The 23,686-nt window shown below is 66.0% G+C and carries 25 protein-coding genes; 19 read left to right on the forward strand and 6 right to left on the reverse strand.

Going from position 1 to position 23,686, the window contains the following annotated elements:
• The first annotated feature begins 43 nt into the window (after positions 1 to 43).
• The 5 genes from BJD12_RS13700 to BJD12_RS13720 all read left to right on the forward strand — a co-directional run bounded on the left by BJD12_RS13700 (position 44) and on the right by BJD12_RS13720 (position 6,048).
• A complete protein-coding gene (locus BJD12_RS13700; protein WP_005992744.1) occupies positions 44 to 1,486 on the forward strand; it encodes a sensor histidine kinase in 1,443 nt (480 codons plus the stop codon).
• On the forward strand, positions 1,471 to 2,811 hold the full coding sequence (locus BJD12_RS13705; protein WP_005992746.1) for a sigma-54-dependent transcriptional regulator: 1,341 nt from the start codon (positions 1,471 to 1,473) through the stop codon (positions 2,809 to 2,811). The genes BJD12_RS13700 and BJD12_RS13705 overlap by 16 nt, the downstream gene beginning before the upstream one ends.
• 375 nt (positions 2,812 to 3,186) lie before the next feature.
• Complete coding sequence (locus BJD12_RS13710) at positions 3,187 to 3,975, forward strand: hypothetical protein (RefSeq protein WP_074059396.1); 789 nt, start codon at positions 3,187 to 3,189, stop codon at positions 3,973 to 3,975.
• A 136-nt stretch (positions 3,976 to 4,111) separates the two neighbouring features.
• On the forward strand, positions 4,112 to 4,729 hold the full coding sequence (locus tag BJD12_RS13715; protein WP_042828303.1) for a hypothetical protein: 618 nt from the start codon (positions 4,112 to 4,114) through the stop codon (positions 4,727 to 4,729).
• A 92-nt stretch (positions 4,730 to 4,821) separates the two neighbouring features.
• Positions 4,822 to 6,048, forward strand: a complete 1,227-nt coding sequence (locus BJD12_RS13720) for an MFS transporter (RefSeq protein ID WP_005994893.1) — start codon at positions 4,822 to 4,824, stop codon at positions 6,046 to 6,048.
• Positions 6,049 to 6,346: 298 nt separating this feature from the next.
• On the opposite strand, the gene BJD12_RS13725 is transcribed toward BJD12_RS13720, so the two are convergent.
• Together BJD12_RS13725 and BJD12_RS13730 are read right to left on the reverse strand one after the other, a co-directional pair.
• Positions 6,347 to 6,823 carry a tRNA (cytidine(34)-2'-O)-methyltransferase gene (locus BJD12_RS13725; RefSeq protein ID WP_005994894.1) on the reverse strand — a complete coding sequence of 159 codons (477 nt, stop codon included), beginning with the start codon at positions 6,821 to 6,823 and terminating at the stop codon, positions 6,347 to 6,349.
• 26 nt (positions 6,824 to 6,849) lie between these two features.
• Positions 6,850 to 7,299, reverse strand: coding sequence for an XAC0231 family protein (locus BJD12_RS13730; protein ID WP_005994896.1), 450 nt, complete (start codon positions 7,297 to 7,299; stop codon positions 6,850 to 6,852).
• Between the two features lie 386 nt (positions 7,300 to 7,685).
• On the opposite strand from BJD12_RS13730, the gene BJD12_RS13735 reads away from it, so the two are divergent.
• The 4 genes from BJD12_RS13735 (at position 7,686) to BJD12_RS13750 (ending at position 11,394) form a co-directional block, all read left to right on the forward strand.
• Positions 7,686 to 8,006, forward strand: a complete 321-nt coding sequence (locus BJD12_RS13735) for a DUF4156 domain-containing protein (RefSeq protein WP_005994898.1) — start codon at positions 7,686 to 7,688, stop codon at positions 8,004 to 8,006.
• A 101-nt stretch (positions 8,007 to 8,107) separates the two neighbouring features.
• Entirely contained in the window at positions 8,108 to 9,124 is a 1,017-nt protein-coding gene (locus tag BJD12_RS13740; RefSeq protein ID WP_005994900.1) for a 3-oxoacyl-ACP synthase III, read from the forward strand.
• An 83-nt stretch (positions 9,125 to 9,207) separates the two neighbouring features.
• A complete protein-coding gene (gene fic, locus BJD12_RS13745; RefSeq protein ID WP_005994902.1) occupies positions 9,208 to 10,347 on the forward strand; it encodes a protein adenylyltransferase Fic in 1,140 nt (379 codons plus the stop codon).
• Positions 10,348 to 10,491: 144 nt separating this feature from the next.
• Positions 10,492 to 11,394, forward strand: coding sequence for an alpha/beta fold hydrolase (locus BJD12_RS13750; protein ID WP_005994904.1), 903 nt, complete (start codon positions 10,492 to 10,494; stop codon positions 11,392 to 11,394).
• Positions 11,395 to 11,675: 281 nt separating this feature from the next.
• Here BJD12_RS13750 and BJD12_RS13755 read toward each other — a convergent pair whose 3' ends face one another.
• The gene (locus tag BJD12_RS13755) at positions 11,676 to 12,059 is read right to left on the reverse strand and encodes a YkgJ family cysteine cluster protein (RefSeq protein WP_005994913.1); all 384 of its coding nucleotides are present in this window, start codon (positions 12,057 to 12,059) and stop codon (positions 11,676 to 11,678) included.
• Positions 12,060 to 12,379: 320 nt separating this feature from the next.
• Here BJD12_RS13755 and oleC point away from each other — a divergent pair, with 320 nt between their 5' ends.
• From oleC to BJD12_RS13770, 3 genes are all read left to right on the forward strand, one after another.
• Entirely contained in the window at positions 12,380 to 14,029 is a 1,650-nt protein-coding gene (gene oleC / locus BJD12_RS13760) for an olefin beta-lactone synthetase (RefSeq protein WP_005994915.1), read from the forward strand.
• Between the two features lie 95 nt (positions 14,030 to 14,124).
• Positions 14,125 to 15,135, forward strand: a complete 1,011-nt coding sequence (gene oleD / locus BJD12_RS13765) for a 2-alkyl-3-oxoalkanoate reductase (protein WP_005994917.1) — start codon at positions 14,125 to 14,127, stop codon at positions 15,133 to 15,135.
• Positions 15,136 to 15,199: 64 nt separating this feature from the next.
• Positions 15,200 to 15,358, forward strand: a complete 159-nt coding sequence (locus BJD12_RS13770) for a DUF1328 domain-containing protein (protein WP_003468167.1) — start codon at positions 15,200 to 15,202, stop codon at positions 15,356 to 15,358.
• A 115-nt stretch (positions 15,359 to 15,473) separates the two neighbouring features.
• On the opposite strand, the gene BJD12_RS13775 is transcribed toward BJD12_RS13770, so the two are convergent.
• Both BJD12_RS13775 and ddlA read right to left on the reverse strand, forming a co-directional pair.
• Complete coding sequence (locus BJD12_RS13775) at positions 15,474 to 15,956, reverse strand: GNAT family N-acetyltransferase (protein ID WP_005992044.1); 483 nt, start codon at positions 15,954 to 15,956, stop codon at positions 15,474 to 15,476.
• Complete coding sequence (gene ddlA, locus BJD12_RS13780) at positions 15,953 to 17,059, reverse strand: D-alanine--D-alanine ligase (RefSeq protein ID WP_058564140.1); 1,107 nt, start codon at positions 17,057 to 17,059, stop codon at positions 15,953 to 15,955. The genes BJD12_RS13775 and ddlA overlap by 4 nt, the downstream gene beginning before the upstream one ends.
• A 339-nt stretch (positions 17,060 to 17,398) precedes the next feature.
• On the opposite strand from ddlA, the gene BJD12_RS13785 reads away from it, so the two are divergent.
• The 4 genes from BJD12_RS13785 (at position 17,399) to BJD12_RS13800 (ending at position 21,078) form a co-directional block, all read left to right on the forward strand.
• Entirely contained in the window at positions 17,399 to 18,043 is a 645-nt protein-coding gene (locus BJD12_RS13785) for a ubiquinone biosynthesis accessory factor UbiJ (RefSeq protein ID WP_005988954.1), read from the forward strand.
• Positions 18,040 to 19,713 carry a ubiquinone biosynthesis regulatory protein kinase UbiB gene (ubiB, locus tag BJD12_RS13790; RefSeq protein WP_005988956.1) on the forward strand — a complete coding sequence of 558 codons (1,674 nt, stop codon included), beginning with the start codon at positions 18,040 to 18,042 and terminating at the stop codon, positions 19,711 to 19,713. Before BJD12_RS13785 ends, ubiB begins: the two co-directional genes overlap by 4 nt.
• A gap of 9 nt (positions 19,714 to 19,722) precedes the next feature.
• The gene (locus BJD12_RS13795) at positions 19,723 to 20,226 is read left to right on the forward strand and encodes a cupin domain-containing protein (RefSeq protein ID WP_005988958.1); all 504 of its coding nucleotides are present in this window, start codon (positions 19,723 to 19,725) and stop codon (positions 20,224 to 20,226) included.
• Between the two features lie 78 nt (positions 20,227 to 20,304).
• Positions 20,305 to 21,078, forward strand: a complete 774-nt coding sequence (locus BJD12_RS13800; RefSeq protein ID WP_039423984.1) for a pseudouridine synthase — start codon at positions 20,305 to 20,307, stop codon at positions 21,076 to 21,078.
• 366 nt (positions 21,079 to 21,444) lie between these two features.
• Here BJD12_RS13800 and BJD12_RS13805 read toward each other — a convergent pair whose 3' ends face one another.
• Entirely contained in the window at positions 21,445 to 22,020 is a 576-nt protein-coding gene (locus BJD12_RS13805) for a DUF2059 domain-containing protein (protein ID WP_039423987.1), read from the reverse strand.
• Between the two features lie 57 nt (positions 22,021 to 22,077).
• On the opposite strand from BJD12_RS13805, the gene arfB reads away from it, so the two are divergent.
• The 3 genes from arfB to BJD12_RS13820 all read left to right on the forward strand — a co-directional run bounded on the left by arfB (position 22,078) and on the right by BJD12_RS13820 (position 23,543).
• The gene (arfB, locus tag BJD12_RS13810) at positions 22,078 to 22,509 is read left to right on the forward strand and encodes an alternative ribosome rescue aminoacyl-tRNA hydrolase ArfB (RefSeq protein ID WP_005988961.1); all 432 of its coding nucleotides are present in this window, start codon (positions 22,078 to 22,080) and stop codon (positions 22,507 to 22,509) included.
• 2 nt (positions 22,510 to 22,511) lie between these two features.
• Positions 22,512 to 23,141 (forward strand): lysophosphatidylcholine acyltransferase, encoded by a 630-nt coding sequence (locus BJD12_RS13815; protein WP_039423989.1) that lies wholly within the window; start codon positions 22,512 to 22,514, stop codon positions 23,139 to 23,141.
• 117 nt (positions 23,142 to 23,258) lie between these two features.
• Positions 23,259 to 23,543: a hypothetical protein gene (locus tag BJD12_RS13820; RefSeq protein ID WP_005988971.1), complete on the forward strand. Its 285-nt coding sequence runs from the start codon at positions 23,259 to 23,261 to the stop codon at positions 23,541 to 23,543.
• Positions 23,544 to 23,686 lie beyond the last annotated feature (143 nt).

The raw sequence follows: 23,686 nt of genomic DNA on the forward strand, positions 1-23,686 counted from the left end.
GCGGCCAGCTCTATCATCGGCAGACCTTCCCAGGATCGCTTTCATGCCACGTTCGCTGCTGCGGCAATTGCTGCTGATCTGGGTAGTGATCGTGGCCGCCTGCCTGGGCGTGGCCACGATGTTGTATGGCCTGTATCGGCAGACCGAAGGTGTCCGGCTGGAAGACGCGCGGCACCAGTTGAGCAACCAGTGCACACGCATTGTGCAGCGCTACACCGGCGCAAGCGAGGCTGCGCGCAGCGGCGACAACGGCGCCGGCTTGGCTGCGGTGGTGGTGCAACTGGTGCTGGCCGATGCGCCCGGTGTGGAGGGCGGCGTGTGGAATGTGGACAAGGGCTTCATCGCCTATGCCTACCCCACATACGACGGCAGCGATCACAAGACCGATATCCCTGCAGCCGAGTGGACAACCATCGTGGGCACCGCGCGGCAAAGTGCGCAGGGACGCAAGCCTGTGCAGTTCCGCCGCGATGGCAGGCGCGAGGTGCTGCTGATCAGCGCCTGCCCGCTTTCCGCTGGCACCGCTGCGTGGACCATGTCGCGGGTGCCGGCAAGCAGCTCGGATGCATGGCGGCCGCTGGTGATCGGCATGGTGTTGATCTTTGCGATGGTGGCGGTGTCGGCGATTGCGCTGGGCGTGGTGGTGCGTCGCTGGAGCCAGCGCCTGCAGAAGATTCAACATGCATTGGCGGCCGACACCGAGATACCCCAGATTCCGCACACGGGCGCGCCCGAGCTCGATCGGCTCGGCGCTGCCGTCACCGGGTATGCGCAGCGCAGCGCACAGGCGCTGGCGCAGACACGCAAGCTGGCCGACGAGTTGTCGCGGCACGAGCGGCTTGCCGCGCTGGGGCGCATGACTGCAACGGTGGCGCATGAAATCCGCAACCCCATCGCCACCATGCGGCTTGCGGTGGAAAACGAGATCGCCCGCCGCGATGTCACCCCCGACGATGCCGCGCATGGCGCGCTGATGCTGGCGCAGATCCGGCGCCTGGATGGCGTGGTCGAAAGCCTGCTCGGCATGGTGCAGCCGATCCGCCTGCAACTGGAGACGGTGGTGGTGCAGGACTGGCTACAGGAATTGCTGGATCCGGCGCTGTTGCCGCACGCGGCGCATCAACTGCAGCTGCAGGTGCCGGATGCGCCGCTGCACTGGCAACTGGATCCGCAGCAACTGGGACGCGCACTGCACAACCTGCTGCGCAATGCGTTGCAGCACGCCGCGCCAGGCACCCGGATCGCAATGCGCGCGGAGCAGCGCGAAGGCGTGTTGCATCTGCAGGTGAGCAATCGCGGTGCACCGATTCCCGAGCCGATCGCCGCGCAGTTGTTCGAACCGTTCGTCAGCGGTCGCAGCGACGGCAACGGATTGGGGCTGGCGCTGGTGCGCGAGATCGCACGCGCGCATGGCGGGCAGGTGCACTACACCCATGCCGATGGCATGACCCATTTCAGTGTGGAGGTGCCATGGCGAGCATCCTGATCATCGACGACGACGCAGCGTTTCTTGCCACCTTGCAGGCGACGCTGCGCTCGCTCGGGCATACGGTGATTGCCGCAGAGAACGGCGCGCATGGCTTGGCGCAGTTGCGCGAAGGTAGTGTTGACCTGGCGTTTGTGGACTTCCGCATGCCTGGCATGGACGGGATCGAGGTGCTGCGCGCGCGGGCAGGCGATGCGCAGGCAACCCAGGTCCCGCTGGTGATGCTCACCGCGCATGTGTCCAGCGGCAACACCATCGAGGCGATGACGCTGGGCGCGTTCGATCATCTGGTCAAGCCGGTGGGGCGTGCCGATATCGTCGATGTGGTGGAACGCGCCTTGCTGAGCCGCGCCGAGGTCGCGACCGACGAGGCGCCACCCCCTTTGCCTGAGGAAGACGATGCGCTGGTCGGCCATAGCCCGGCGATGCGCACCGTGCACAAGCGCATCGGGCTGGCGGCCGCATCGGACCTGCCGGTGCTGATCACCGGCGAGACCGGCACCGGCAAGGAGTTGGCCGCGCGCGCATTGCATCGCGCCAGTGCGCGGGCGAAGGCGGCGTTTGTGGCGGTCAATTGCGCGGCGATTCCGCTGGAGTTGATGGAGAGCGAATTGTTCGGCCATCGCAAGGGCGCGTTCTCCGGTGCAACCAGCGACCGGATCGGCCTGATCCGCGAGGCCGATGGCGGCACGTTGTTCCTGGATGAAATCGGCGATATGCCATTGCCGATGCAGGCCAAGCTGCTGCGCTTCCTGCAGGAAGGCGAAGTGACGCCGCTGGGCGGACGCGGTGCGCAGAAGGTGGACGTGCGGGTCTTGGCCGCCACCCATCGCGATCTGGCAGCGTGGGTGGCCGCCGGGCAGTTCCGCAGCGATCTGCGGTATCGCTTGAACGTGGTGCCGATCGAACTGCCGCCGCTGCGCGAGCGTGGGCAGGACATCGTGCTGCTGGCCCAGTACTTCCTGCGCATTGGGCAGGGTGGCGCGCGTACGCTGTCGCCCGCCGCGCAGGCACGTGTGCTGGCCTACCCGTGGCCGGGCAACGTGCGCGAGCTGCGCAACGTGATGCAGCGCAGCCAGGTGCTGGTGCGTGGGCACAGCATCGAGGCGGACGATCTGGACGAGGCGCTCGGCGCGCTCGCACCGCCGCAGGCGATGCCGGCCGCTCCGGACATGCAGCTTCCCGAAGCGGTGGCGCGGCTGGAGAAACAGATGATCCAGGACGCGCTGGCGCACAGCGGCGGCAACCGTGCCGAGGCCGCACGCCGACTGGGCATTCATCGGCAACTGCTGTATCGCAAGCTCGACGACTACGGACTGCAGTAAGCGCAAGGGCTGCAGCTGGGTGGTATGGCGACTACTGGTCTTTGATTGAAAGGTGTTCCGTCCTGCTCGAGAGCCGCAGAACCTTGCAAGCCGATGCATTCCAAATCAGGGCATCGACCCAGCAGGCATGGGCCAGCACCGGCGGCCAGGTCGTCACATGCTTAGTCTGCGACTGCATACGGCTGCCTCAAGTGCTGCCCGAACAGCCGACACCGCGGCGCAGGTGTCTGCAAACCGGACAACGTTGGATGAAATGCAGACGTCCAGGTGCCTCGTTCCAGGCCATGGGCCTTGAAAAACAAGGCTCCCAAAGTTGGCACGGTGCCTGCGATGTACTTCCTGCGAGCGGCGCTCCTGCCGCATTGGAGACATTACATGTTGCGTCAGACCGCACTTGCTTTTGCATTGGCCTGCAGCGTGGCCACCGCTGCGGCGCAGGTTCCGCCGCCGGCTGCCACCCCGGTCGCGCCGCGCCCGCCGGTGGGCACCCCGCCGCCACCGCCACCGATGCCGCCTGCGCCGCCAGCACCGGTGGCCGCCGCGCCGGTGCAGGTCAGCGGCACCGTCGAGCGGCTCATGCTCAATCCCAACGGCGAGGTGGACGGGCTGTGGTTGCGCGATGGCACCCAGGTGGCCTTTGCACCGCATCTGTCCGATGAACTGCAGGCGGCCGTGCGCCGCGGCGATGCGGTGAGCGTGCAGGGTTATCGCCTGGGCGATCTGCCCGTGCTGCGCGCCAGCAGCATCCGCTCCACGCGCAGCAAGCGCGAGGTAGTGGACCGCCCGCCGTTGGCCGGCGACATGCCGCCGCCACCGCCGGCCGCATTGACGCCGTTAACAGCGCAAGGCCGTATCGAGCGCCTGGTCTATGGCCCGGGCGGCGAAACCAACGGTGCGTTGCTGAGCGACGGCACCGTAGTGCGGATGCCGCCGCATCTGGCACTGCAGGTGCGCGACCTGCTGCGCACCGGGGCGCCGCTGAGCGTGCGCGGTTTCGGTGTCGCCACCGCAGCCGGGCGGTCGATCGAGGCCACCGAGGTGGGGCGCGACCGCGCTTCGCAACGTGCGTTGTTCGCTGCTCCGCGCCCGGATGGCCCGTTGCCACCGCCGCCGGCACCCCCAGGGCCGCCCGTGCCGCCTGCCGCAACGCCGACACCGCGCTGATGATCCCCCGCCGTCGCTGCGAACGCGACGGCGGGGCTCACCCATCCGTTCGTTTACGCATCTGCCGCCACGCCACCTGCGTGGCGTCGGGCGCGACTTGCCGGCGTTGGCCGGTCCTACCTAGTTGGAGTCCACAATGCATTGGGTCGATCCTGATTTCCTCCCTGAAACCCGCGGCACCCTGGCGCGTTTTCTGCTCAATCCCAAGGCCGATATCGATGGCCTGCTGCTCACCGATGGCACCGAGGTGCATACCCCGCCGCATCTGTCGGCAGCGCTGCTCAAGGCGCTCAAGCCCGGCAGCGCGCTCACCGTGCGCGGCCTCAAGCCACGCGATGTGGACATGTTGGTGGCCCTGGCGATCGACCCGGACGGCGGCAAGCGCATCCTCGACGAAGGCCCGCATGGGCCGCATGCCAAGCCCAAGCCCAAGCCGCCGGCCGGCAAGCCGCCCAAGCCGCAGCTCACCCAGCATGCCGGCACCATCGCGCGGCTGCTGCATGGTCCACATGGGCAGGTACATGGCGTGTTGTTCGACGACGAGGTGACGGTGCGGTTTCCACCGCATGCCGGCGCCGACTTCGCCAAGCAACTGGTGGTCGGCAAGCCCTTGGTGGTCGAAGGCGACACCAGGGCTACGCCGCATGGCGTGTTGATCCACGCGCACGCGCTGGGCAGCAAGGCCGCTACGTTGAAGCAGATCGCGCATCCGCCGCATGGCCCGGGCGCGCACAAGCCCAAGCCCAAGCACTAGGCGCCGCGCATGTGCCCGCTGCGCGGCATTGACCAGGTCGTGAGCGGCGTCGCCATGCCGGTGGGTCGTGCACGGCCACACGCCACGGAGCGATGCGCATGAGCACCGCACGCCGGCCGCGGGGGACGCGTGCGCTGGAAGCACTGCATTTCAGCGTGGCCGATGTCCAGGACGGGCTGGGGCCATTTTTGAGTGTGTTCTTGCAGTCCAAGGGCTGGTCGGTGGCCGCGATCGGCACGGTGATGAGCGTGGGCGGCATTGCCGGCATGCTCGCCACCACGCCGGCCGGCGCACTGGTCGATGCCACCCGGCGCAAGCGCGCCGTGGTGGTGGTCGGCTGCCTGGCGATCCTGCTCGCCACCGCGTTGATCTGGCTGCGCCCGACGACCGCCGGCGTCGCCGCCGCACAGATCGCATCGGCGCTGGCGGCGGCGGGCATCGGCCCGGCGCTCACCGGCATCACCTTGGGCCTGGTACGCGCACGCCGGTTCGATCATCAACTGGCGCGCAACCAGGTCGCCAATCACGCCGGCAACATGCTGGCGGCGGTGCTGGCCGGCTGGTTGGGATGGCGCTACGGATTTGGCGCGATCTTCGCGCTCACCGCGGTGTTCGGCGTGTTGGCGCTGGCGGCCGTGCTGTCGATTCCGGCAGCTGCCATCGACCATCGCGCTGCCCGCGGTCTGGGTCATGCCGACGGCGCAGACGCACTGAGCGCCTGGCGGGTGTTGCTGACCTGCCGGCCCTTGGCCTTGCTGGCGGTCACGCTGGGGCTGTTTCATCTGGGCAACGCGGCGATGCTGCCGTTGTATGGCATGGCGATCGTGGCTGCGCACGCCGGTGACCCCAGCGCGCTGACCGCCACCACGATTGTGGTCGCGCAATCCACGATGGTGGTGGTCGCCTTGCTGGCGATGCGCTGGATCCGCGTGCACGGGCATTGGTGGGTGTTGCTGCTGGCCTTTCTGGCCTTGCCTTTGCGCGCGCTGGTGGCGGCTTCGGTGATCCAGGGCTGGGGCGTGTTTCCGGTGCAGATCCTCGATGGGCTCGGCGCCGGCCTGCAAAGCGTGGTGGTGCCGGCGTTGGTGGCGCGCTTGCTGCACGGCACCGGCCGGGTCAACGTCGGCCAGGGCGCGGTGATGACGGTGCAGGGCATTGGCGCGGCACTCAGCCCCGCGTTCGGCGGCTGGCTCGCGCACGACTTCGGCTATCGCATCGCGTTTTTGAGCCTGGGCGCAATCGCCCTGCTGGCCGTTGCGCTGTGGGTCGGCTGCCGTGGCATGTTGCAGGCGGCGACCAGCGTGCAGACCGCGTCGTAGGCGATGCAAGCACGCATGTATCAAAGTTTATTGCGCGGTGCGTGGTGCATTGCGTTGCGCTGTCGAGGCTCAAGAGCCTTGCTAGGCAAGCACTGAGGACGCGCAGCGCGCATGCAGGCACCGCGGCATCACCATTGCGATGTAAGCAGTGGGCAGTGCTGGGTGTCTGGCGTTCGATCAAGCCCGACCAACGGCTTCGGTCGATGCCTGCGCATCGCGCTCAAGCACTGAGTTTGCAGTGGTCCAGGCCGATTGCCAGAGCGGATCGGCAGTTATCGGCGATGGCGCTACGACGCAGTTACTGACCGCCGGCGAAGTTCCACTGCCGCCAGGCTTCGAACACCATCACCGCCACGGTGTTGGACAGATTGAGGCTGCGATTGTCCGGGCGCATCGGCAGACGCAGACGGTGCTGCGGCGGGATCGATTCCAGCACTTCGGCCGGCAGGCCGCGGGTTTCCGGGCCAAACAAAAACGCATCGCCATCGGCAAACTGGGGTGTGTCGTAACGCACAGTGCTACGCGTACTCAGTGCAAACAGGCGCTTGGGCGCGATGGCGGCCAGTGCGGTGGGCAGATCGGCGTGCACTTGCAGGGTCGCATATTCGTGGTAGTCCAGGCCGGCGCGCTTGAGCTGCTTGTCGCTGAGGTCGAAGCCGAGCGGCTCGATCAAGTGCAGGCGCGCGCCGGTGTTGGCGCACAAGCGAATCACATTGCCCGTGTTGGGCGGAATTTCCGGTTGGAACAAGATGACATCGAGGACGGGTGCTGGCATGCGCGCAAGTGTAGCTGCGCGCGTGCTTAAAGGCGGGCGGCGGCGCTGACCAGTGCTTCCAGTTCGGCCGGCGACGGCTGCAGCTGCGGCACCGGCAGATTGACCATGACCTGGCCCATCAGCGCACCGATGGCGGCAGCGGCCTGGCCGGAGGCGCTCCGGGCAGTGGCGGCACCGCTGCGGACCACCAGCTCGGCGCGCTGTTCGGCCGACGGACGCACCTGCACTGCAGCCAGGGTGACGACCCGCGGGCCGGCCTGCTCCGCCAGCTGCTCGGCGGACGGGCGCACCTGCACGGCGGCCAGGGTGCGGATGTCGCTGCTGCGCTCCAGCGTCTGCTGGGCGATCTGGTCGGCTGCCGGGCGGACCTGCACGGTGTCCAGTGTCGCCAGGCTGGCAGCCTGTGCGAAACCGGCGAAGGTGGTGCCGGCCAGCAGGGCGGCGGAGAGGGCGATGCGCAGGGTCTGGGTGTTCATGGCGAGGTCTCTTGGTGTGGGTGATCAGTGGTGTTGTAGTAAGGTAGTACACCGTTTCGGTATGCGCAAGAACTTTCGACGCCCTGATTTATTTATTCAGCAGAAAGTCAGTTTGCGTTTCGGGTGCGGCTTGCCTGGTAGAGAGAGCAAGCCACGTGCCAGATCTAGTTGATTGTTTTTAAGGGTTTTATTCGAATTGATGCGTGTCCGCGTCCGGACACCCGGACGCCGCAGCAGGCGCCGGACAAGGCCGCGTCCGCTCGCATGGGACAACTGCAGGCCGGATCCGGTGTGCTGAATGAGGCGTATGGCGCATGCCGGGCACGCGTTTGACCGCCGGACAACTGCGGCACAATCCGGCTTTGCCCCTACGGTGTGGATGACTTATGCGCGTGCTGATGCTGTCTGTTCTGGTTGCTACCACCACCGCGGCGTGCACCTGGGTCCCGATCGAACAAAGTGGCAAAGGCGTGCAGGTATTGCCCGCAGGCCCTGTGCCGGCTGGCTGTCAGCAGCAGGGCGAGGTAGTGGTGTCGGTCAAGAGCAAGGTCGGCTTCTACAACCGCAACCCGCTACGTGTGCAGGAAGAACTGGAGACCCTGGCGCGCAACGAGGCGCCGGGCGCCAACGCCAACACCGTGCAGGCACAAGGCCAGCCGGCCGACGGAAGCCAGCGCTTCAACGCCTTCCGCTGCCCGCCGCGCTGAACCGTTGGGGTGGGGCGGGCGCCATTCAAATGTAAAGATGCGGTAAAACCAGCCAGCGGCTAGACTAGCGCCCCCTCGCCTGACGCCATGGCGCTACTTCGATGCTCTTCCAGAATGTCTCCATCGCGGGACTGGCGCATATTGATGCGCCGCACACGCTGACTTCCAAGGAAATCAACGAGCGCCTGCAACCGACCTACGACCGCCTCGGAATCAAGACCGACGTGTTGGGTGACGTTGCCGGTATCCATGCACGGCGCTTGTGGGACCAGGATGTCCAGGCATCCGACGCCGCCACCCAGGCCGCGCGCAAGGCGCTGATCGATGCCGGCATCGGCATCGAGAAGATCGGCCTGCTGGTCAACACCTCGGTGAGCCGCGATTACCTGGAGCCGTCCACGGCGTCCATCGTGTCCGGCAACCTGGGCGTGGGCGACCACTGCGTCACCTTCGACGTCGCCAATGCCTGCCTTGCCTTCATCAACGGCATGGATATCGCTGCGCGCATGCTCGAGCGCGGCGAGATCGACTACGCCTTGGTGGTCGATGGCGAGACCGCCAACCTGGTCTATGAAAAGACGCTGGAGCGCATGACCTCCCCGGACGTCACCGAGGAGGAGTTCCGCAACGAACTCGCCGCGTTGACCCTGGGCTGCGGCGCTGCCGCGATGGTGATGGCGCGCACCGAGCTGGTGCCCGACGCACCGCGCTACAAGGGCGGCGTGACCCGCTCGGCCACCGAGTGGAACAAGTTGTGCCGCGGCAACCTGGACCGCATGGTCACCGACACCCGCCTGCTGCTGATCGAAGGCATCAAGCTGGCGCAGAAGACCTTCCTCGCAGCCCGTCAGGTGCTGGGCTGGGCGGTGGATGAGCTGGATCAGTTCGTGATCCACCAGGTCAGCCGCCCGCACACGGCCGCATTCGTCAAATCGTTCGGCATCGATCCGGCAAAGGTCATGACCATCTTCGGCGAACACGGCAATATCGGCCCGGCTTCGGTGCCGATCGTGCTGAGCAAGCTCAAGGAACTGGGCCGCTTGAAGAAGGGCGACCGGATCGCGCTGCTGGGCATCGGGTCGGGGTTGAACTGCTCGATGGCGGAAGTGGTTTGGTGATTGCTGTGGCGACGCGTTAAAAAAAATGGATTTTTAGAACGCGTATCTGCATCATGTTCGTTCTCGCAACATGAGCAGGTGACGTGGACGACACATCCGCCTTCGATCCGACCAAGCCCCACAACGCTCTTCCGCCGCTGCCGCCGGCGGGAGACATCGAAACCCGCAGCCTGCTCAAGGCTTGCATCGTTGCCCGTACCGCCCTGGCCGAGTTGAAACAGGCCACGGCGTTGTTGCCCAACCCGGCGGTGTTGATCAATACGATTCCGGTCCTGGAAGCGCAAGCCAGCTCGGAGATCGAAAACATCGTCACGACCACTGACGATTTATTTCGTTACGCAGACGATCAGGAGCGCGCCCAAAATCCCGCGACCAAAGAAGCGCTCCGTTACCGCAGCGCGCTGTACGAAGGATTTCAATCGCTCCAGCAGCGGCCGCTGTGTACCGACACCGCAGTTGTGGTGTGTAGCCGCATCAAGGCGGTGCAGATGCAGATTCGTCGGGTACCGGGTACTGCACTGGCCAACGAACAGATTCAGCACATCATCTATACCCCGCCGGTGGGCGAAACGCTGCTGCGCGACAAACTCGCGAACTGGGAGCGCTTCATCCACGACCACACCGAGGTTGATCCCCTGATCCGGATGGCAGTGGCGCATTACCAATTCGAAGCAATCCACCCATTTACCGATGGCAATGGGCGCACCGGGCGGGTGCTAAATCTGCTGATGCTGATCGAGCAAGGGTTGCTTGATGTTCCGGTGCTGTATCTGTCGCGCTATATCATCCGCCACCGCAGCGATTACTACCGCTTGCTGCTGGAAGTGACGCGGCATGGGCATTGGGCCGAATGGATTCATTACATGCTTGCCGCCGTCGCGGAGACCGCTGCCTGGACAACCGCGAAAATTCAGGCGATCCGCAGCCTGGGGACGCAGGCACGCGATCACGTTCGCCGTCTTGCACCCAGGGCATATAGCCGCGAGCTTGTCGATGTGATTTTCAATCAACCGTATTGCCGCATTCAAAACGTGGTGGATGCGCTCAGCGTGACGCGCCAGACAGCAGCGCGTCATCTCAAGGAATTGGTGGATATCGGCGTGCTCAAGGAGCAGCGCTTAGGCAAGGAGAAGTTGTTCCTGCATCCTGCCTTCCTGCAATTGCTTTCTGCTGACGGTCATCAACTGCCGCCTTACCGAGTAAGTCCGCAAGAAGCCCCATGATCTTTACGATACCTGCAAATGTTTGCCAAGCGCTGCCGTTTGATGTGGCACGGTACGTGATCGCTGCAGGATTCTTTATTCGCATCGCCCGGGCCAACGCCGGCGCGATCTAGCTCTTCTCGAAACAAACCGGATCCTTTTGGCATGAATTACCCCGGCTATCCCTTCACCCCCAAGCGCCTCGATGTGCGTCCCGGCGTTGCGATGTCGTATCTGGACGAAGGTCCGCGCGATGGCGAAGTGGTCGTGATGCTGCACGGCAATCCGTCGTGGAGTTATCTGTGGCGGCATCTGGTCAGCGGTCTGTCCGATCGCTACCGCTGCATCGTGCCCGACCACATCGGCATGGGCTTGTCCGACAAGCCGGACGATGCGCCCGAGGCGCAGCCTCGTTACGATTACACGCTGCAATCGCGCGTGGACGATCTGGATACGCTGCTGCAGCATCTTGGCATCACCGGCCCGGTCACGCTGGCGGTGCACGACTGGGGCGGCATGATCGGGTTCGGCTGGGCGTTGTCGCATCACGCGCAGGTCAAGCGCCTGGTGATCACCAACACCGCTGCGTTCCCGCTGCCGCCGGAGAAACCGATGCCGTGGCAGATCGCGATGGGCCGGCACTGGCGGCCGGGCGAGTGGTTTATCCGCACCTTCAATGCGTTTTCGTCCGGCGCATCCTGGTTTGGCGTCTCGCGGCGGATGCCGGCCGCCGTGCGTCGCGCCTATGTGGCGCCGTACAACAATTGGCGCAACCGCATCTCCACCATTCGCTTCATGCAGGACATTCCGCTGTCGCCGGCCGACAAGGACTGGTCGTTGCTGGAACGTTCTGCACAGGCCTTGCCGTCGTTCGCCGATCGGCCGGCCTTTATCGCCTGGGGCTTGCGCGACATCTGCTTCGACAAGCACTTCCTGGCCGGCTTCCGCAAGGCTTTGCCGAACGCCGAGGTGACTGCGTTCGACGATGCCAATCACTACGTGCTGGAAGACAAGCACGAGGTTCTGGTGCCGGCGATTCGTGCATTTCTGGAGCGCAATCCGCTCTAGCGCGCCGGCACACCGCATGCGTGGGTGCGGTGCGGGTAGTGAAGAACCGTCGCTTGTCGCCGCCTCTGGGCACGCCGTGCATTACTTGGAGTGGCTTCGATCCCTCGATGAACGCCGCTGCCGCGCAGCCATCGCGCGCAGCGCGAAGGCGGGTGACCGAATCGCCGACGGGCGCAACGCCCCAGCATAACGAGGCGGCCGAAGTGCGCTGCCCTGGCCATGCCTGCAGGGCGCCGGTACCGCCACTGAGACAGCGCGCGCATGCGCGCCGCGCTGAAACCCTACGGTGTTGGCAACGGGTTGCGTTGTGCGTCGTCCACACCGATCCAGTCGGCGTCGGTCAGTGTATGCAGTCCATGCGCCAGGCGCGACTTGTCGCATTGCGCACTGCGCTCGCCAAATTCCAGCGAGGCCGGTACAGCGGCGCAGGAGGACGGGCGGCGGTCGTGGATGCTGCAGCGGCTGTAGCGGCCGATGTCCGCATCCAGGGCGATACAGCGCGGTTGCGATTGCGAGGTGCCGCGCATCACGCGCTCGTGCGTGCGCAAGGAGTCGGTCAGTTCGATCGGCACCCTGCCGCCCAACGCGGGATCGGCTTCGCTCCAGTGGAAACTGACGCGGAAATAGGCGCAGCAAGCGCCGCAGGTAAGGCAGGGATGTGCCATGGAATGCCGGGCCTGGCGCGGCGAAATCGCGTGGGGAGCGCGGCATTCTGACCGAACCACGGCACGAAACAAGGGGCATGCGATGGTGGCCGTTTAGCGAGCCAGATACGGTCTGGGCCGCATGGACGTCCTGCGGCCAGCCGGCGATGTCCAGGTGTGGCATGCGGTGCGTGCACGCTGCGATGGCATGTCCGGCGACCGCTGCGCATCCGCGCGTCATCGATCTGCGAGAAGGCCTGCGCGATCGCCGGCATTGCCGCAAATCCTGCCGGCCGCCTGCAAGCGGGCGGTGCCATTGGCACATGGGTGATAATGCGTAGATGACGACTCTCTGCAATATCGCGGCCACCTTGCCGCAACTGGCGCGTGAGCGCCCCGATCAAATCGCCATTCGCTGCCCGGGCGCCCGCGGTGCCAATGGATTTGCCGCTTACGATGTGACCCTGAGCTATGCCGAGCTGGACGCGCGCAGCGATGCGATTGCCGCCGGCCTGGCGCTGCACGGCATCGGGCGCGGCGCACGCGCGGTGGTGATGGTGCGGCCGTCGCCGGAATTCTTCCTGCTGATGTTTGCGTTGTTCAAGGCCGGCGCGGTGCCGGTGCTGGTCGACCCAGGCATCGACAAGCGCGCGCTCAAACAGTGTCTGGACGAAGCGCAGCCGCAGGCATTCATCGGCATCCCGCTCGCGCAACTGGCACGCCGGTTGCTGCGCTGGGCGCGCTCTGCCAAGCAGATCGTCACCGTCGGCGGCCGCTACGGCTGGGGCGGGGTGACGCTGGCGCGCGTGGAGCGCGACGGGGCCGGCGCCGGCAGCCAACTGGCCGATACCGCGCCGGACGATGTGGCGGCGATCCTGTTCACCAGCGGCTCCACCGGCGTGCCCAAGGGGGTGGTGTACCGGCACCGGCACTTTGTCGGTCAGATCGAGTTGCTGCGCAATGCCTTCGGCATGCAGCCCGGTGGCGTGGATCTGCCGACGTTTCCGCCGTTTGCCTTGTTCGATCCGGCACTGGGGCTGACCTCGGTGATCCCGGATATGGACCCGACCCGTCCGGCCACTGCCGACCCGCGCAAGCTGCACGATGCACTCAATCGCTTCGGCGTGACGCAGTTGTTCGGCTCGCCGGCGTTGATGCGCGTGCTGGCCGACTATGGGCAGCCGCTGCCCAACGTGCGCCTGGCAACGTCGGCTGGCGCACCGGTGCCACCGGACGTGGTGGCCACCATCCGCGCGTTGCTGCCGGCCGATGCGCAATTCTGGACGCCGTACGGCGCCACCGAATGTCTGCCGGTGGCGGCAATCGAAGGCCGCACCCTGGACGCAACCCGTGCTGCCACCGAAGCCGGTGCCGGCACCTGCGTGGGGCAAGTGGTCGCGCCCAACGAGGTGCGCATCATCGCCATCGACGATGCGGCCATTGCCGAGTGGAGCGGCGCGCGCGTGCTGGCCGTGGGCGAAGTCGGCGAGATCACCGTCGCCGGCCCCACCACCACCGATACCTACTTCAATCGCGATGCGGCCACGCGCATCGCCAAGATCCGCGAGCGCAGCGACGATGGCAGCGAACGCATCGTGCACCGCATGGGCGATGTGGGCTACTTCGATGCCGAAGGACGCCTGTGGTTTTGCGGGCGCAAGACCCATCGCGTGGAAACAGCCAGCGGCCCGCTGTATACCGAGCAGGTGGAGCCGGTGTTCAACGTGCATCCGCAGGTGCGCCGCACCGCGCTGGTCGGTGTGGGCGCACCTGGGCAACAGCAACCGGTGCTGTGCGTGGAGTTGCAGCCGGGCGTGTCGGCATCGGCCTTTGCGGACGTGCAAACCGCATTGCGTGCGCTGGGCGCCGCGCACCCGCACACCGCCGGTATCGCGCGTTTCCTGCGCCATCCCGGTTTTCCGGTCGACATTCGCCACAACGCCAAGATCGGCCGCGAGACACTGGCGGTCTGGGCGGCACAGCGCGCGTAGGCATTGCAGCCGTGCGACGGCATCGCCGTGCGCATATCGCGCATGCGCGCATGTCGGCGGTTCTTTTGGGTTTCCTTTGTGATCGGTGTAAAGCGATGAAGATTCTGGTGACCGGTGGTGGTGGCTTCCTCGGCCAGGCGTTGTGCCGCGGTCTGCGTGCGCGTGGGCATGAGGTGGTGAGCTTTCAGCGCGGCGATTACCCGGTGCTGCAGACGCTGGGCGTGGGCCAGATCCGTGGCGACCTGGCCGACCCGCAGGCCGTGCGGCATGCGTTTGCCGGGATCGATGTGGTGTTTCACAACGCCGCCAAGGCCGGTGCGTGGGGCAGCTATGAGAGCTATCACCAGGCCAACGTGGTGGGCACGCAGAACGTGCTCGACGCGTGTCGGGCCAATGGCGTGCCGCGGCTGATCTATACCTCCACGCCCAGCGTGACGCATCGCGCCACCCATCCGGTGGAAGGACTTGGCGCCGACGAAGTGCCGTATGGCGAAGACCTGCGCGCCGCGTATGCGGCGACCAAGGCGACCGCCGAACGTGCGGTGCTGGCGGCCAACGATGCGCAGCTGGCCACGGTGGCATTGCGTCCGCGGCTGATCTGGGGGCCGGGCGACAATCATCTATTGCCGCGGCTGGCCGCGCGCGCGCGCGCGGGTCGCCTGCGCATGGTGGGCGATGGCAGCAACCTGGTGGACAGCACCTATATCGACAACGCCGCGCAGGCGCATTTGGATGCGTTCGACCATCTTGCGACAGGCGCTGCCTGCGCGGGCAAGGCGTACTTCATTTCCAACGGCGAACCGTTGCCGATGCGCGAGTTGCTCAATCGTCTGCTCGCGGCCGTGGATGCGCCCGCAGTCACGCGCTCGCTGTCGTTCAAGACTGCGTACCGCATCGGCGCGGTCTGCGAAACGCTATGGCCACTGTTGCGTCTGCCAGGCGAAGTGCCGTTGACGCGGTTTTTGGTAGAACAGTTGTGCACGCCGCATTGGTACAGCATGGAACCAGCGCGCCGCGACTTCGGCTATGTGCCAAGGATCAGCATCGAAGAAGGCTTGAACCGGCTGCGATCCTCATCTTCCAACGACATCTCCATCACTCGATAAAGACCGGCACATCCACAAGATACGTCTGCGCCGATTCGGCACGACAACTTTTGGAACCCTTGCCATGCTGCATTACGCCATCATCTTCTTCGTCATCGCCATCATCGCCGCTGTGCTGGGCTTCAGCGGTATCGCCGGTGCGGCGACCAACATCGCCTGGATCCTGTTCGTGGTGTTCCTGATCCTGGCAGTGATCTCGATGTTCCGTCGCGGCAAGGTCTAACGCCTTACCGCGATACGTCACGGCAGCGGCGCTGCCGATCGGCGCTCACATGGCCCGCTTCCGCAAGGAGGCGGGCCATGTGCGTTGTGGCGGTTTTCAGCGGGCTTTTCGCACCTCACAGCATCTTTTCCAGATACTGCACCTGCTTGCCATTGGCCAGCACCGCATCGCCGACCGGCACGAATCCCAGTTGCCGATGGAAGGCCAGTGACGCCGGATTGGGCGGGCGCAGGTTCACTTCGCACACCACGCGCGGTTGCGCTGCCGCACGCGCGCTGCGGATGAGGTCGTCGTACAGCTGCGCAGCAAGGCCGCGGCGCTGCGCGCGTGCGGCGATCACGATGCGGTCTACATAGACAAAGCGCGTAAAGCGCTCCGCTAGCCACGCGAAGTTGGCGTTGGCGTAGGCAGCGCTCTGATCCAGTGCGATCAAGAGCCCGTCGGCCGGCGGAACGAGGCGCGCGTGCCAGGCCATCTGCAACAACGCGGCCAGTCCATCGGCATCGAGCAACGACAGTGCGGTGGCATGGGCATTGTTGAGTGCGAGCAGTGCGGGGTGGTCATGCGCTTGCACTGCGCGTGACTGCGCCGCACTCATGCGCGCGTATCCACCGCGCTACGCAGCAATTGATCATCCGCATGCCGTTGCAATGCTAGCTCGATCAACTGGGTAATCAAGCTGCGATAGTCCAGCCCGCTTGCCTGCCACAGTTTGGGATACATGCTGATGCGGGTGAAGCCCGGCAGCGTGTTGACCTCGTTGATCACGATGCGCCCGTCCGCGCACAGGAATACATCCACGCGCGCCATGCCGGCGCAGTCCAGCGCCTGGTAGGCCTGCACCGCAATCTGCTGGATGCGCTGCTGCGTGTGCGCATAGATGTCGGCCGGGATCACGATGTCGGCGCCATGCGCGCTGATGTATTTGGTTTCGTAGGAATAAAACGCATCGTGTACCACCACCTCGCCGCACACGCTGGCCTGTGGCGTGGCATTGCCCAGCACCGCGCATTCGATCTCGCGGCCGACAATGGCCGCTTCCACCAGCACCTTGTGGTCGTAGGACAACGCCAATGCGAGCGCAGCGGCAAACGCGTCCGCGCTGTGCACCTGGCTGACGCCAACCGATGAGCCCTGGTTGGCCGGCTTGACGAACAGCGGCAACCCCAACTGCGCGATCAGCGCCGCCACATCGGCCTGCGCGGCGGTACGGCGGTTGAAGCAGACGAACGGCGCCACCGCCAGGCCGGCATCGCGCAGCACGCGCTTGGCCATGTCCTTGTCCATCGCCACCGCCGAGCCGAGCACGCCGGAGCCGACGAATGGCAGGTTGGTCATGCGCAACAAGCCCTGCAGCGAGCCGTCCTCGCCCAGGGTGCCGTGCACGATCGGAAACACCACATCGATCTGCGCCAGCGCCTGCTCGGTGTCCACCGGCCGCAGCTGCGCCTGCTCGGCGCCCGGCAGCACCGCCACCGAGCGCCCGCTGCGGTGCAGGGCGATCCGGCCCGGGTCGTCGGCATCGTGCAAAAAGCCGTCCGGCGCGCTCAGATGCCACTGGCCCTGCTTGTCGATGCCGATCAGCACCGGCTCGAAGCGCTGCGGGTCGAGCGCATCCAGGATGTTGCGTGCCGACTGCAGTGAGACCTCGTGCTCGGCGGATTTGCCGCCAAAGATGAGACCGACCCGGATCTTGCGCATTGCCTGCTCCTGCCAACCGTTCGAGAAGGGTGCCAGCATGCCCGCGACCGGCCGGCCGAAGGAAGTCGGCAGATCGCGCGCGGCCGGCAACTCCGTAAGAACGCTGCGCATCGCCGCAGGGCAGGATGGCTGCTTGGGCCGCCCGCACAGCACAGCGAGCGCAGCATCCCGATGCGCCACCGTACAGCGCCAGCCGGCCAGGCCATCAGGCAGCGACCGCTGCATCGATCGCTCTACCCGCCAAGCAAGCGGCTGCCGTGGCCACCGCGGCAGCCTCCGGTGCGCACCGCTGCACCATCGTCAGCCAGCTGCGACATGCGGGGGCGGTAGAATGCGCCCATGCCCGGATCACTTTTCACTTCTCTCAAGCCGCTCGCCGGCCAGGCCCTGCAGGCCGCGCTCAATCGCGCACTGGCGCTGGACCCGGATACCCGCGACGCCCTGTTGCCGCTGGAAGGTCAGCGCATCGCGCTGACCCTGGACGCGCCTGCCTTGGCGCTGCAGATCCGCGTGCACGAACGTCGGCTGCTGGTCGGCCCGGTGGATCAGGCGCAAGAGCCGGATCTGGCGGTGCGCAGCACTCTGGCTGGCTTGCTCGGGCAGCTGCCGTTTCTGGCCAATGCGCGCCGCAGCGGTGCGCCGGCGGGGCGGCTCAAGGTGTCCGGCGATGCGGAGCTGGCGCGTCAACTGCAGCAACTGGCCGGTCGCTTCGATCCGGATTGGCAGTTGCCGTTCGTGGCGGTCTTCGGCGAGATCCTGGGCGTGCAGATCGCCGGTGCGGTGCGTGCAGCGCTGCAGCAGGCGCGGCGTAGCGCATCGGATCTGGCGCATAGCGCGGCCGAATTTGTCACCGAAGAATCGCGCGATGTGGTGCCGCGTGCCGAGCTTGAGGCCTTCCACGACGATGTGGACGAGCTGCGCGACGATGTGGAACGGATGGCCGCGCGCGTGAGCCGCCTGAGCGCCGCCGGAGGCACGCCATGAAGGCGATCCTGCGGGCCAGCCGCATCGGCCGGGTGATCCTGCGCTACCGCCTGGACGACCTGTTGCAAGGCACGGCCGCCGAGCGTTGGCTGCGTGTGGCCAAGCCGTTCGTGCCGCGTGCCAGCGCCGAGATTGCCGCGCAATCGCGCGGTGCGCGGCTGCGGCTGGCGCTGCAGGAACTCGGCCCGATCTTCGTCAAGTTCGGGCAGATCCTGTCGACCCGGCGCGACCTGATCCCCGCCGATGTGGCCGAAGAACTCACCTTGCTGCAGGACCGGGTCAAGCCGTTCGACGGTGAGGCCGCGCGTCTGATCGTAGAGGGCGCGCTCGGCCTGCCGGTCAGTGTGGCGTTCGCCGCGTTCGACACCGTGCCGTTGGCATCGGCTTCGATCGCGCAGGTGCATGCGGCCACGTTGCCGCCCGATGCCAATGGTGTGCGCCGCGAAGTGGTGGTCAAGGTGCTGCGCCCGGATATCGAGCGCCAGATCGATGCCGATATCGCGTTGCTGCACTCGCTGGCCACGCTGGTCGAGCGCACCCACCCGCGTGCGGACAAAATCCGCCCGCGCGAAGTGGTGGCCGAGATCGAAGGCACCCTGTCGGCCGAACTCGACCTGCAGCGCGAAGGCGCCAATGCCAGCGTGCTGCGCCGGTTCTGGGAAGGCTCGGACGATCTGTACGTACCGGAGGTGATCTGGTCGCATACCGCCGAGCGCGCACTCACGCTGGAGCGCGTGTACGGCATTCCCTCCGACGACATCGCCAAGCTCGACGCCGCCGGCATCGACCGCAAGGCGCTGGCGGCCAAGGGCGTGCGTGTGTTCTACACCCAGGTGTTCCGCGACAACTTCTTTCATGCCGATGCGCACGCCGGCAACATCTGGGTCGACTCGGACCCGGAGCGCCGCCTCAATCCGCGTTTCATCGCGCTGGATTTCGGCATCATGGGCCAGCTCTCGCAGGAGGATCAGTACTACCTGGCCGAGAACTTCATGGCGATCTTCCACAAGGATTACCGGCGCATGGCCGAGCTGCACGTGGAGGCGGGCTGGATGCCGTCCAACGTGCGCATCGACGAACTGGAAGCGGCCGCGCGCTCGGTATGCGAGCCGTACTTCACCCGGCCGCTGTCGGAAATTTCTCTGGCGCAGGTACTGATCAAGCTGTTCCGCGTGGCGCAGCGCTATGAACTGACCCTGCAGCCGCAGCTAATCCTGCTGCAGAAGACCCTGCTCAACATCGAAGGCGTGGGCCGTCAGCTCGACCCCAAGCTGGATATCTGGGCGGTGGCGCGCCCGGTGCTCGAACGCATCCTGCGCGAGCGTTATAGCCCGCGCCGTGCGTTGCGCGAGCTGGGCAAGCGGCTGCCGGAAATCATGACCCATGCGCCGGACATGCCGCGCCTGGTGCACAGTTGGTTGAAGCAGCAGGTGGAAGGCCGGCATCAGCTGGAGATTCGCTCGGTCGAGCTGCGCGCGCTGGACATCAGCCTGCGCAAGTTGCAGACCCGCGTGGTCACGGCAATCACCGGCAGTGGTCTTCTGGTGGTGGCGGCCGTGTTGTATGGCCTGCATCCGGACGGCTGGTATCTGGGCACGGTGCCGGTGTGGAGCTGGATCAGTGGTGGCGCCGGCTCGATTGCATTACTGGTCGCCTGGCTGCGGCGTTAGGGAGCGGCCATGCCCGACGCAACCGACGCAGTCGACTCAAGCCCATCGGCTGCGCCGCTTGCTGCGCTGGATGTGCCGCCACGCATGCAGAATTCCAGCTATCCGCCGGTGTTCGCTGCACAGATGGACGGCCGCCAGAAGCGCGCGCTGGGTGCGGTGTTCGGGCTGCGCAATTTCGGTGTCAACCTGACCACGCTGGCACCGGGCGCGCGCTCGGCGCTGCGGCACGGGCATTCGCTGCAGGACGAATTCGTCTACATCATCAGCGGTGCGCCGAGCCTGATCACCAACGCAGGCGAGCAACTGCTGCGGCCGGGCATGTGCGCCGGGTTCCGCGCTGGCGATGGCGATGCGCATTGCCTGATCAATCGTAGCGATGCACCGGTGACCTATCTGGAAGTGGGCGACCGCAGCGCCAGCGATTGCGTGACGTATCCGGACGACGACCTGATGCTGGTCACCACGGCAGACGGACAGTGGTCGTACCGGCACAAGGACGGCACGCCGTACTGAGCGCGCTGGTGGCGATCGACCTGCGCGCCTTGGAGGATCGCGCGACATATCGCGATGCGCGAATAGCGCTGAGATACAGTGGCATGCGCTGCCGGCGACACGGATAATCCGCCAGTGAGCACATCCCCCAAGCATCTGCAGATTCTCTACCAGGACGATGTCCTGGCCGTCGTCGACAAACCCGCGGGCCTGATGGTCCACGACAGCAAGCTGGCGCGCGGGGAGGACGACTTTCTGGCCGACCGCCTGCGCGAGCAGCTGGGCAAGCCGATCTTCCTGGTCCACCGCCTCGACCGCGCCACCAGCGGCTGCCTGCTGCTGGCGTTCGACCGCGATAGCGCCAGTGCGCTGGGCAAGGCCTTGATGGCGGGCGAGGTGGATAAGAATTATCTGACCGTGTGTCGCGGCTGGCCGGCCGAAGATCGCTTCATCGTCGACCACGACCTGGATGGCGGGCCCGGCAAGCCGGTCAAGAAGCCGGCGGTGACGCACTTCCAGCGGCTGGCGACCGGCGAGCTGGAGATCCCGTCCACCGGCTTTGCCACCTCCCGCTATGCGTTGCTGCGCTGCCAGCCGCAGACCGGGCGCTTCCGGCAGATTCGCCGGCACATGAAGCATCTGTCGCATCACATGATCGGCGACACCAGCCATGGCGACGGCCGCCACAACCGCAGCTTCCGCATGCTCGGCATCCACCGCATGCTGCTGCACGCCGAACGCCTGGAATTTCCGCATCCGGCCGATGGGCGGCGCATCAGCGTGGTGGCGCCGCTGGATGTGGAGTTTGCGAAAGCCTGCGCATTGTTCGGGTGGGACGTGGCGGGGTTGCAAGGCACGACACACGTGCAGTGATGCGGCGTGGTCATTGACCTGTCCGTGCCTCAATGTCGAACGGCAACGTGTCTAGGCAGCCGTCCCCTCACCCCAACCCCTCTCCCGGCGGGAGAGGGGCTTGACGGTTCCTTCTCCCCTCGGGAGAAGGTGCCCCGTAGGAGCGGATGAGGGTACGAGCGAAGCCTGGTGGAGTTTGGATGCGCGTGTTGCTTCGCCCCTTACCCTCATCGCCCCAGCCCCCTCTCCCGCAGGAAAGGCGCTAAAGCAGGCGTGCCTCGTTGGCAGGAAAGTTGGGTGCTGCTGTCCTCGTCGGCGCAATCAACCCCGCATCGGCAACCGTCGGGATCACGCTGTTACGAATCCCAATCCCCCAATCCCAGCCCTTCAGGGCTTCTGCGCCGCCGCCGGCTCATTGACGATCTTCTCCAGATCCTTCTGCAGATCGGCAAACAGCGGCAGCATCTTCTGCTGGATGGCGCCCATCAGGTTCTGGGTCAGCGCCGGGGTCTTGTCCAGCAGGCTCTGGCCGGCCGAGCTCTCATAGAACTCGGCCATGGCCAGCACGTCCTCGCGCGAGAACGAGCGCTTGTAGATGTCCACATACATCGGGCGCAGCTCCGACCACGACAGCGCCTTGCGCACGGTCTGGCGGGTGCGGTCCTGGATGCGTTGCAGCTGCGCCTGCTGGTCGGCATCGAGCTGGCGCTGCGCGGTGAGCTGGGCAAACTGTTGCTGCTGCATCGCTTCGATCTGCGGCAGCATGGTGTCCAGCATGGTCTGCGCGCGCGAGGCGGCCAATAGACGGTTGACGTCGGCATCGGTGGGTGCCTGTGCGAGCGCGGCCGGAGCGGCACAGGCTAGCAGCGCGAGCAGTAATAGGCGGCGGGCGAGTGCGCCTGCGGCGGCGAGTGAATCGGGTGTCATCGGAGCATCCTGCAATCTGGGAACCGGCCGCAGCATACGGGAAGCCGGCGTTCGCGCGCGCGTCCACGCCGCTGCCGATACAATCGCCGGACAATGGCCAGCGACCCGATCCAGATCACCCCCAGCCTGACGATTCCGCCCAGCGAACTCGTCGAACGCTTCGTGCGCGCCAGCGGCGCGGGCGGGCAGAACGTCAACAAGGTGTCCACCGCAGTGGAGCTGCGCTTCGACGTGGCCGGATCGCCCTCGCTGCCCGAACCGTTGCGCGCGCGGCTGCTGTCACGCCGCGATCGGCGCATGACCGCCGATGGCGTGCTGGTGATCGACGCGCAGCGCTTCCGCACCCAGGACCGCAACCGCGACGATGCACGCGAGCGACTGGCCGAGATCATCAGTGCGTGCCTGTCGGTGCCCAAGCGGCGGGTCGCCACCAAACCGAGTCACGGTGCCAAGCTGCGGCGGCTGGATGCCAAGCGTGAGCGCAGCCATATCAAGCGTGGACGCTCTGCGTCCCACTGGGAGTAAGCGTGAGTCAACCCGACCCGTCGTTGCCACCGGTAACACAGGCCAACATCCTGCTGCAGCCATCCCCGCCCAGAATGCCGCGCGCACATGGCCGCTTCGGCCGCTGGCTGGGGCGCACGGCGCTGCGTCTGACCGGCTGGCGCCTACTCGGGCGGCTGCCCGACGAACCCAAGCTGGTGATGATCGTCGCCCCGCATTCGTCCAACTGGGACGGCTTCCTGGGCTTTGCGGCCAAATTCGCGCTCGGCTTCGATGTGCGCGTGCTGGGCAAGGCGCAGCTGTTCTGGTGGCCGCTGGGCCCGCTGCTGCGCAAGCTGGGCGCCATCCCGCTGGACCGCAGCTCGCCGCAGGGCACTATCGGCCAGGCGGTGCGGTTGATCCGCAACTCCGAGCAGATGTGGTACGTGATCACCCCCGAGGGCACGCGCAAGCGCGTGGAAAACTGGAAGGCCGGTTTCTGGAAGATCGCCTCCGATGCCAAGGTACCGATCCTGCCGGTGTATTTCGATTACCCCAGCAAGACCGTGGGTATTGGCGAGCCGTTCTGGACCGGTAACGACATGGCTGCCGATATCGCCGCCGTCCGCGCCTGGTACCGCCCGTGGCGCGGCAAGCATCGCGATACGTTGTAGGGGGCGGACGAGTCGCGGCACGTGCGTGTGAGTTCACCGCATGTCGCGGCTGTTTGAAACACGATGCAGTGCCCGGCGGTGGGATCAGGCCTACGGGCACATGAAGAGAGTGTTCGAATGAGCCTGACCCAGCAACAGCTGTTCGTATTCGCGCTATATAAGATCCGGCGCCTGCTGGCGGGGCGCCTCGGAAGTCACAGTGCATCACCTCTGTCGGTGCGTGCCGCTGCACACTTGGCGGATGCGCTGCACAACGCAGCGGATACGGTGCTGCAAGGCCGATCGTTCGATCCTGAGAGTGTGGCCACCAGGCTCGGCGCAGTGGGTCGGATGCTGGGGACGACGTTTCAGCAACGGCTGTCCGACGCAACGCGTGATCTTCCTCAAACGCATGCACGCTAGATACTTTTCATCGGTTGGCTGCTTCAACTCTTGCGTGCCTCGTGCAGCACCTCACTTAGGCGCTGCGGTCACGTGCGACCGAACGCCTCGCTCAACGCCGAACAGGTCCTCTCGCTTGCGAGAATGGGTTGACCCGTGCCCGC

The sequence above is a fragment of the Xanthomonas vesicatoria ATCC 35937 genome (assembly GCF_001908725.1).
GTDB classification, from domain to species: Bacteria; Pseudomonadota; Gammaproteobacteria; order Xanthomonadales; family Xanthomonadaceae; genus Xanthomonas; species Xanthomonas vesicatoria.

What these genes read in the sequence shown, in the direction of transcription:
- BJD12_RS13755 (WP_005994913.1), bottom strand. Translation starts at nt 12,059, where the DNA reads ATGGCACATCCCTGCCTTACCTGCGGCGCTTGCTGCGCCTATTTCCGC.
- BJD12_RS13740 (WP_005994900.1), top strand. Translation starts at nt 8,108, where the DNA reads ATGCTCTTCCAGAATGTCTCCATCGCGGGACTGGCGCATATTGATGCG.
- BJD12_RS13820 (WP_005988971.1), top strand. Translation starts at nt 23,259, where the DNA reads ATGAGCCTGACCCAGCAACAGCTGTTCGTATTCGCGCTATATAAGATC.
- BJD12_RS13705 (WP_005992746.1), top strand. Translation starts at nt 1,471, where the DNA reads ATGGCGAGCATCCTGATCATCGACGACGACGCAGCGTTTCTTGCCACC.
- BJD12_RS13795 (WP_005988958.1), top strand. Translation starts at nt 19,723, where the DNA reads ATGCCCGACGCAACCGACGCAGTCGACTCAAGCCCATCGGCTGCGCCG.
- oleC (WP_005994915.1), top strand. Translation starts at nt 12,380, where the DNA reads ATGACGACTCTCTGCAATATCGCGGCCACCTTGCCGCAACTGGCGCGT.
- BJD12_RS13725 (WP_005994894.1), bottom strand. Translation starts at nt 6,823, where the DNA reads ATGCCAGCACCCGTCCTCGATGTCATCTTGTTCCAACCGGAAATTCCG.
- BJD12_RS13735 (WP_005994898.1), top strand. Translation starts at nt 7,686, where the DNA reads ATGCGCGTGCTGATGCTGTCTGTTCTGGTTGCTACCACCACCGCGGCG.
- BJD12_RS13770 (WP_003468167.1), top strand. Translation starts at nt 15,200, where the DNA reads ATGCTGCATTACGCCATCATCTTCTTCGTCATCGCCATCATCGCCGCT.
- BJD12_RS13775 (WP_005992044.1), bottom strand. Translation starts at nt 15,956, where the DNA reads ATGAGTGCGGCGCAGTCACGCGCAGTGCAAGCGCATGACCACCCCGCA.
- BJD12_RS13785 (WP_005988954.1), top strand. Translation starts at nt 17,399, where the DNA reads ATGCCCGGATCACTTTTCACTTCTCTCAAGCCGCTCGCCGGCCAGGCC.
- BJD12_RS13700 (WP_005992744.1), top strand. Translation starts at nt 44, where the DNA reads ATGCCACGTTCGCTGCTGCGGCAATTGCTGCTGATCTGGGTAGTGATC.
- ddlA (WP_058564140.1), bottom strand. Translation starts at nt 17,059, where the DNA reads ATGCGCAAGATCCGGGTCGGTCTCATCTTTGGCGGCAAATCCGCCGAG.
- ubiB (WP_005988956.1), top strand. Translation starts at nt 18,040, where the DNA reads ATGAAGGCGATCCTGCGGGCCAGCCGCATCGGCCGGGTGATCCTGCGC.
- oleD (WP_005994917.1), top strand. Translation starts at nt 14,125, where the DNA reads ATGAAGATTCTGGTGACCGGTGGTGGTGGCTTCCTCGGCCAGGCGTTG.
- BJD12_RS13710 (WP_074059396.1), top strand. Translation starts at nt 3,187, where the DNA reads ATGTTGCGTCAGACCGCACTTGCTTTTGCATTGGCCTGCAGCGTGGCC.
- BJD12_RS13750 (WP_005994904.1), top strand. Translation starts at nt 10,492, where the DNA reads ATGAATTACCCCGGCTATCCCTTCACCCCCAAGCGCCTCGATGTGCGT.
- BJD12_RS13715 (WP_042828303.1), top strand. Translation starts at nt 4,112, where the DNA reads ATGCATTGGGTCGATCCTGATTTCCTCCCTGAAACCCGCGGCACCCTG.
- BJD12_RS13805 (WP_039423987.1), bottom strand. Translation starts at nt 22,020, where the DNA reads ATGCTGCGGCCGGTTCCCAGATTGCAGGATGCTCCGATGACACCCGAT.
- arfB (WP_005988961.1), top strand. Translation starts at nt 22,078, where the DNA reads ATGGCCAGCGACCCGATCCAGATCACCCCCAGCCTGACGATTCCGCCC.
- BJD12_RS13730 (WP_005994896.1), bottom strand. Translation starts at nt 7,299, where the DNA reads ATGAACACCCAGACCCTGCGCATCGCCCTCTCCGCCGCCCTGCTGGCC.
- BJD12_RS13720 (WP_005994893.1), top strand. Translation starts at nt 4,822, where the DNA reads ATGCGCATGAGCACCGCACGCCGGCCGCGGGGGACGCGTGCGCTGGAA.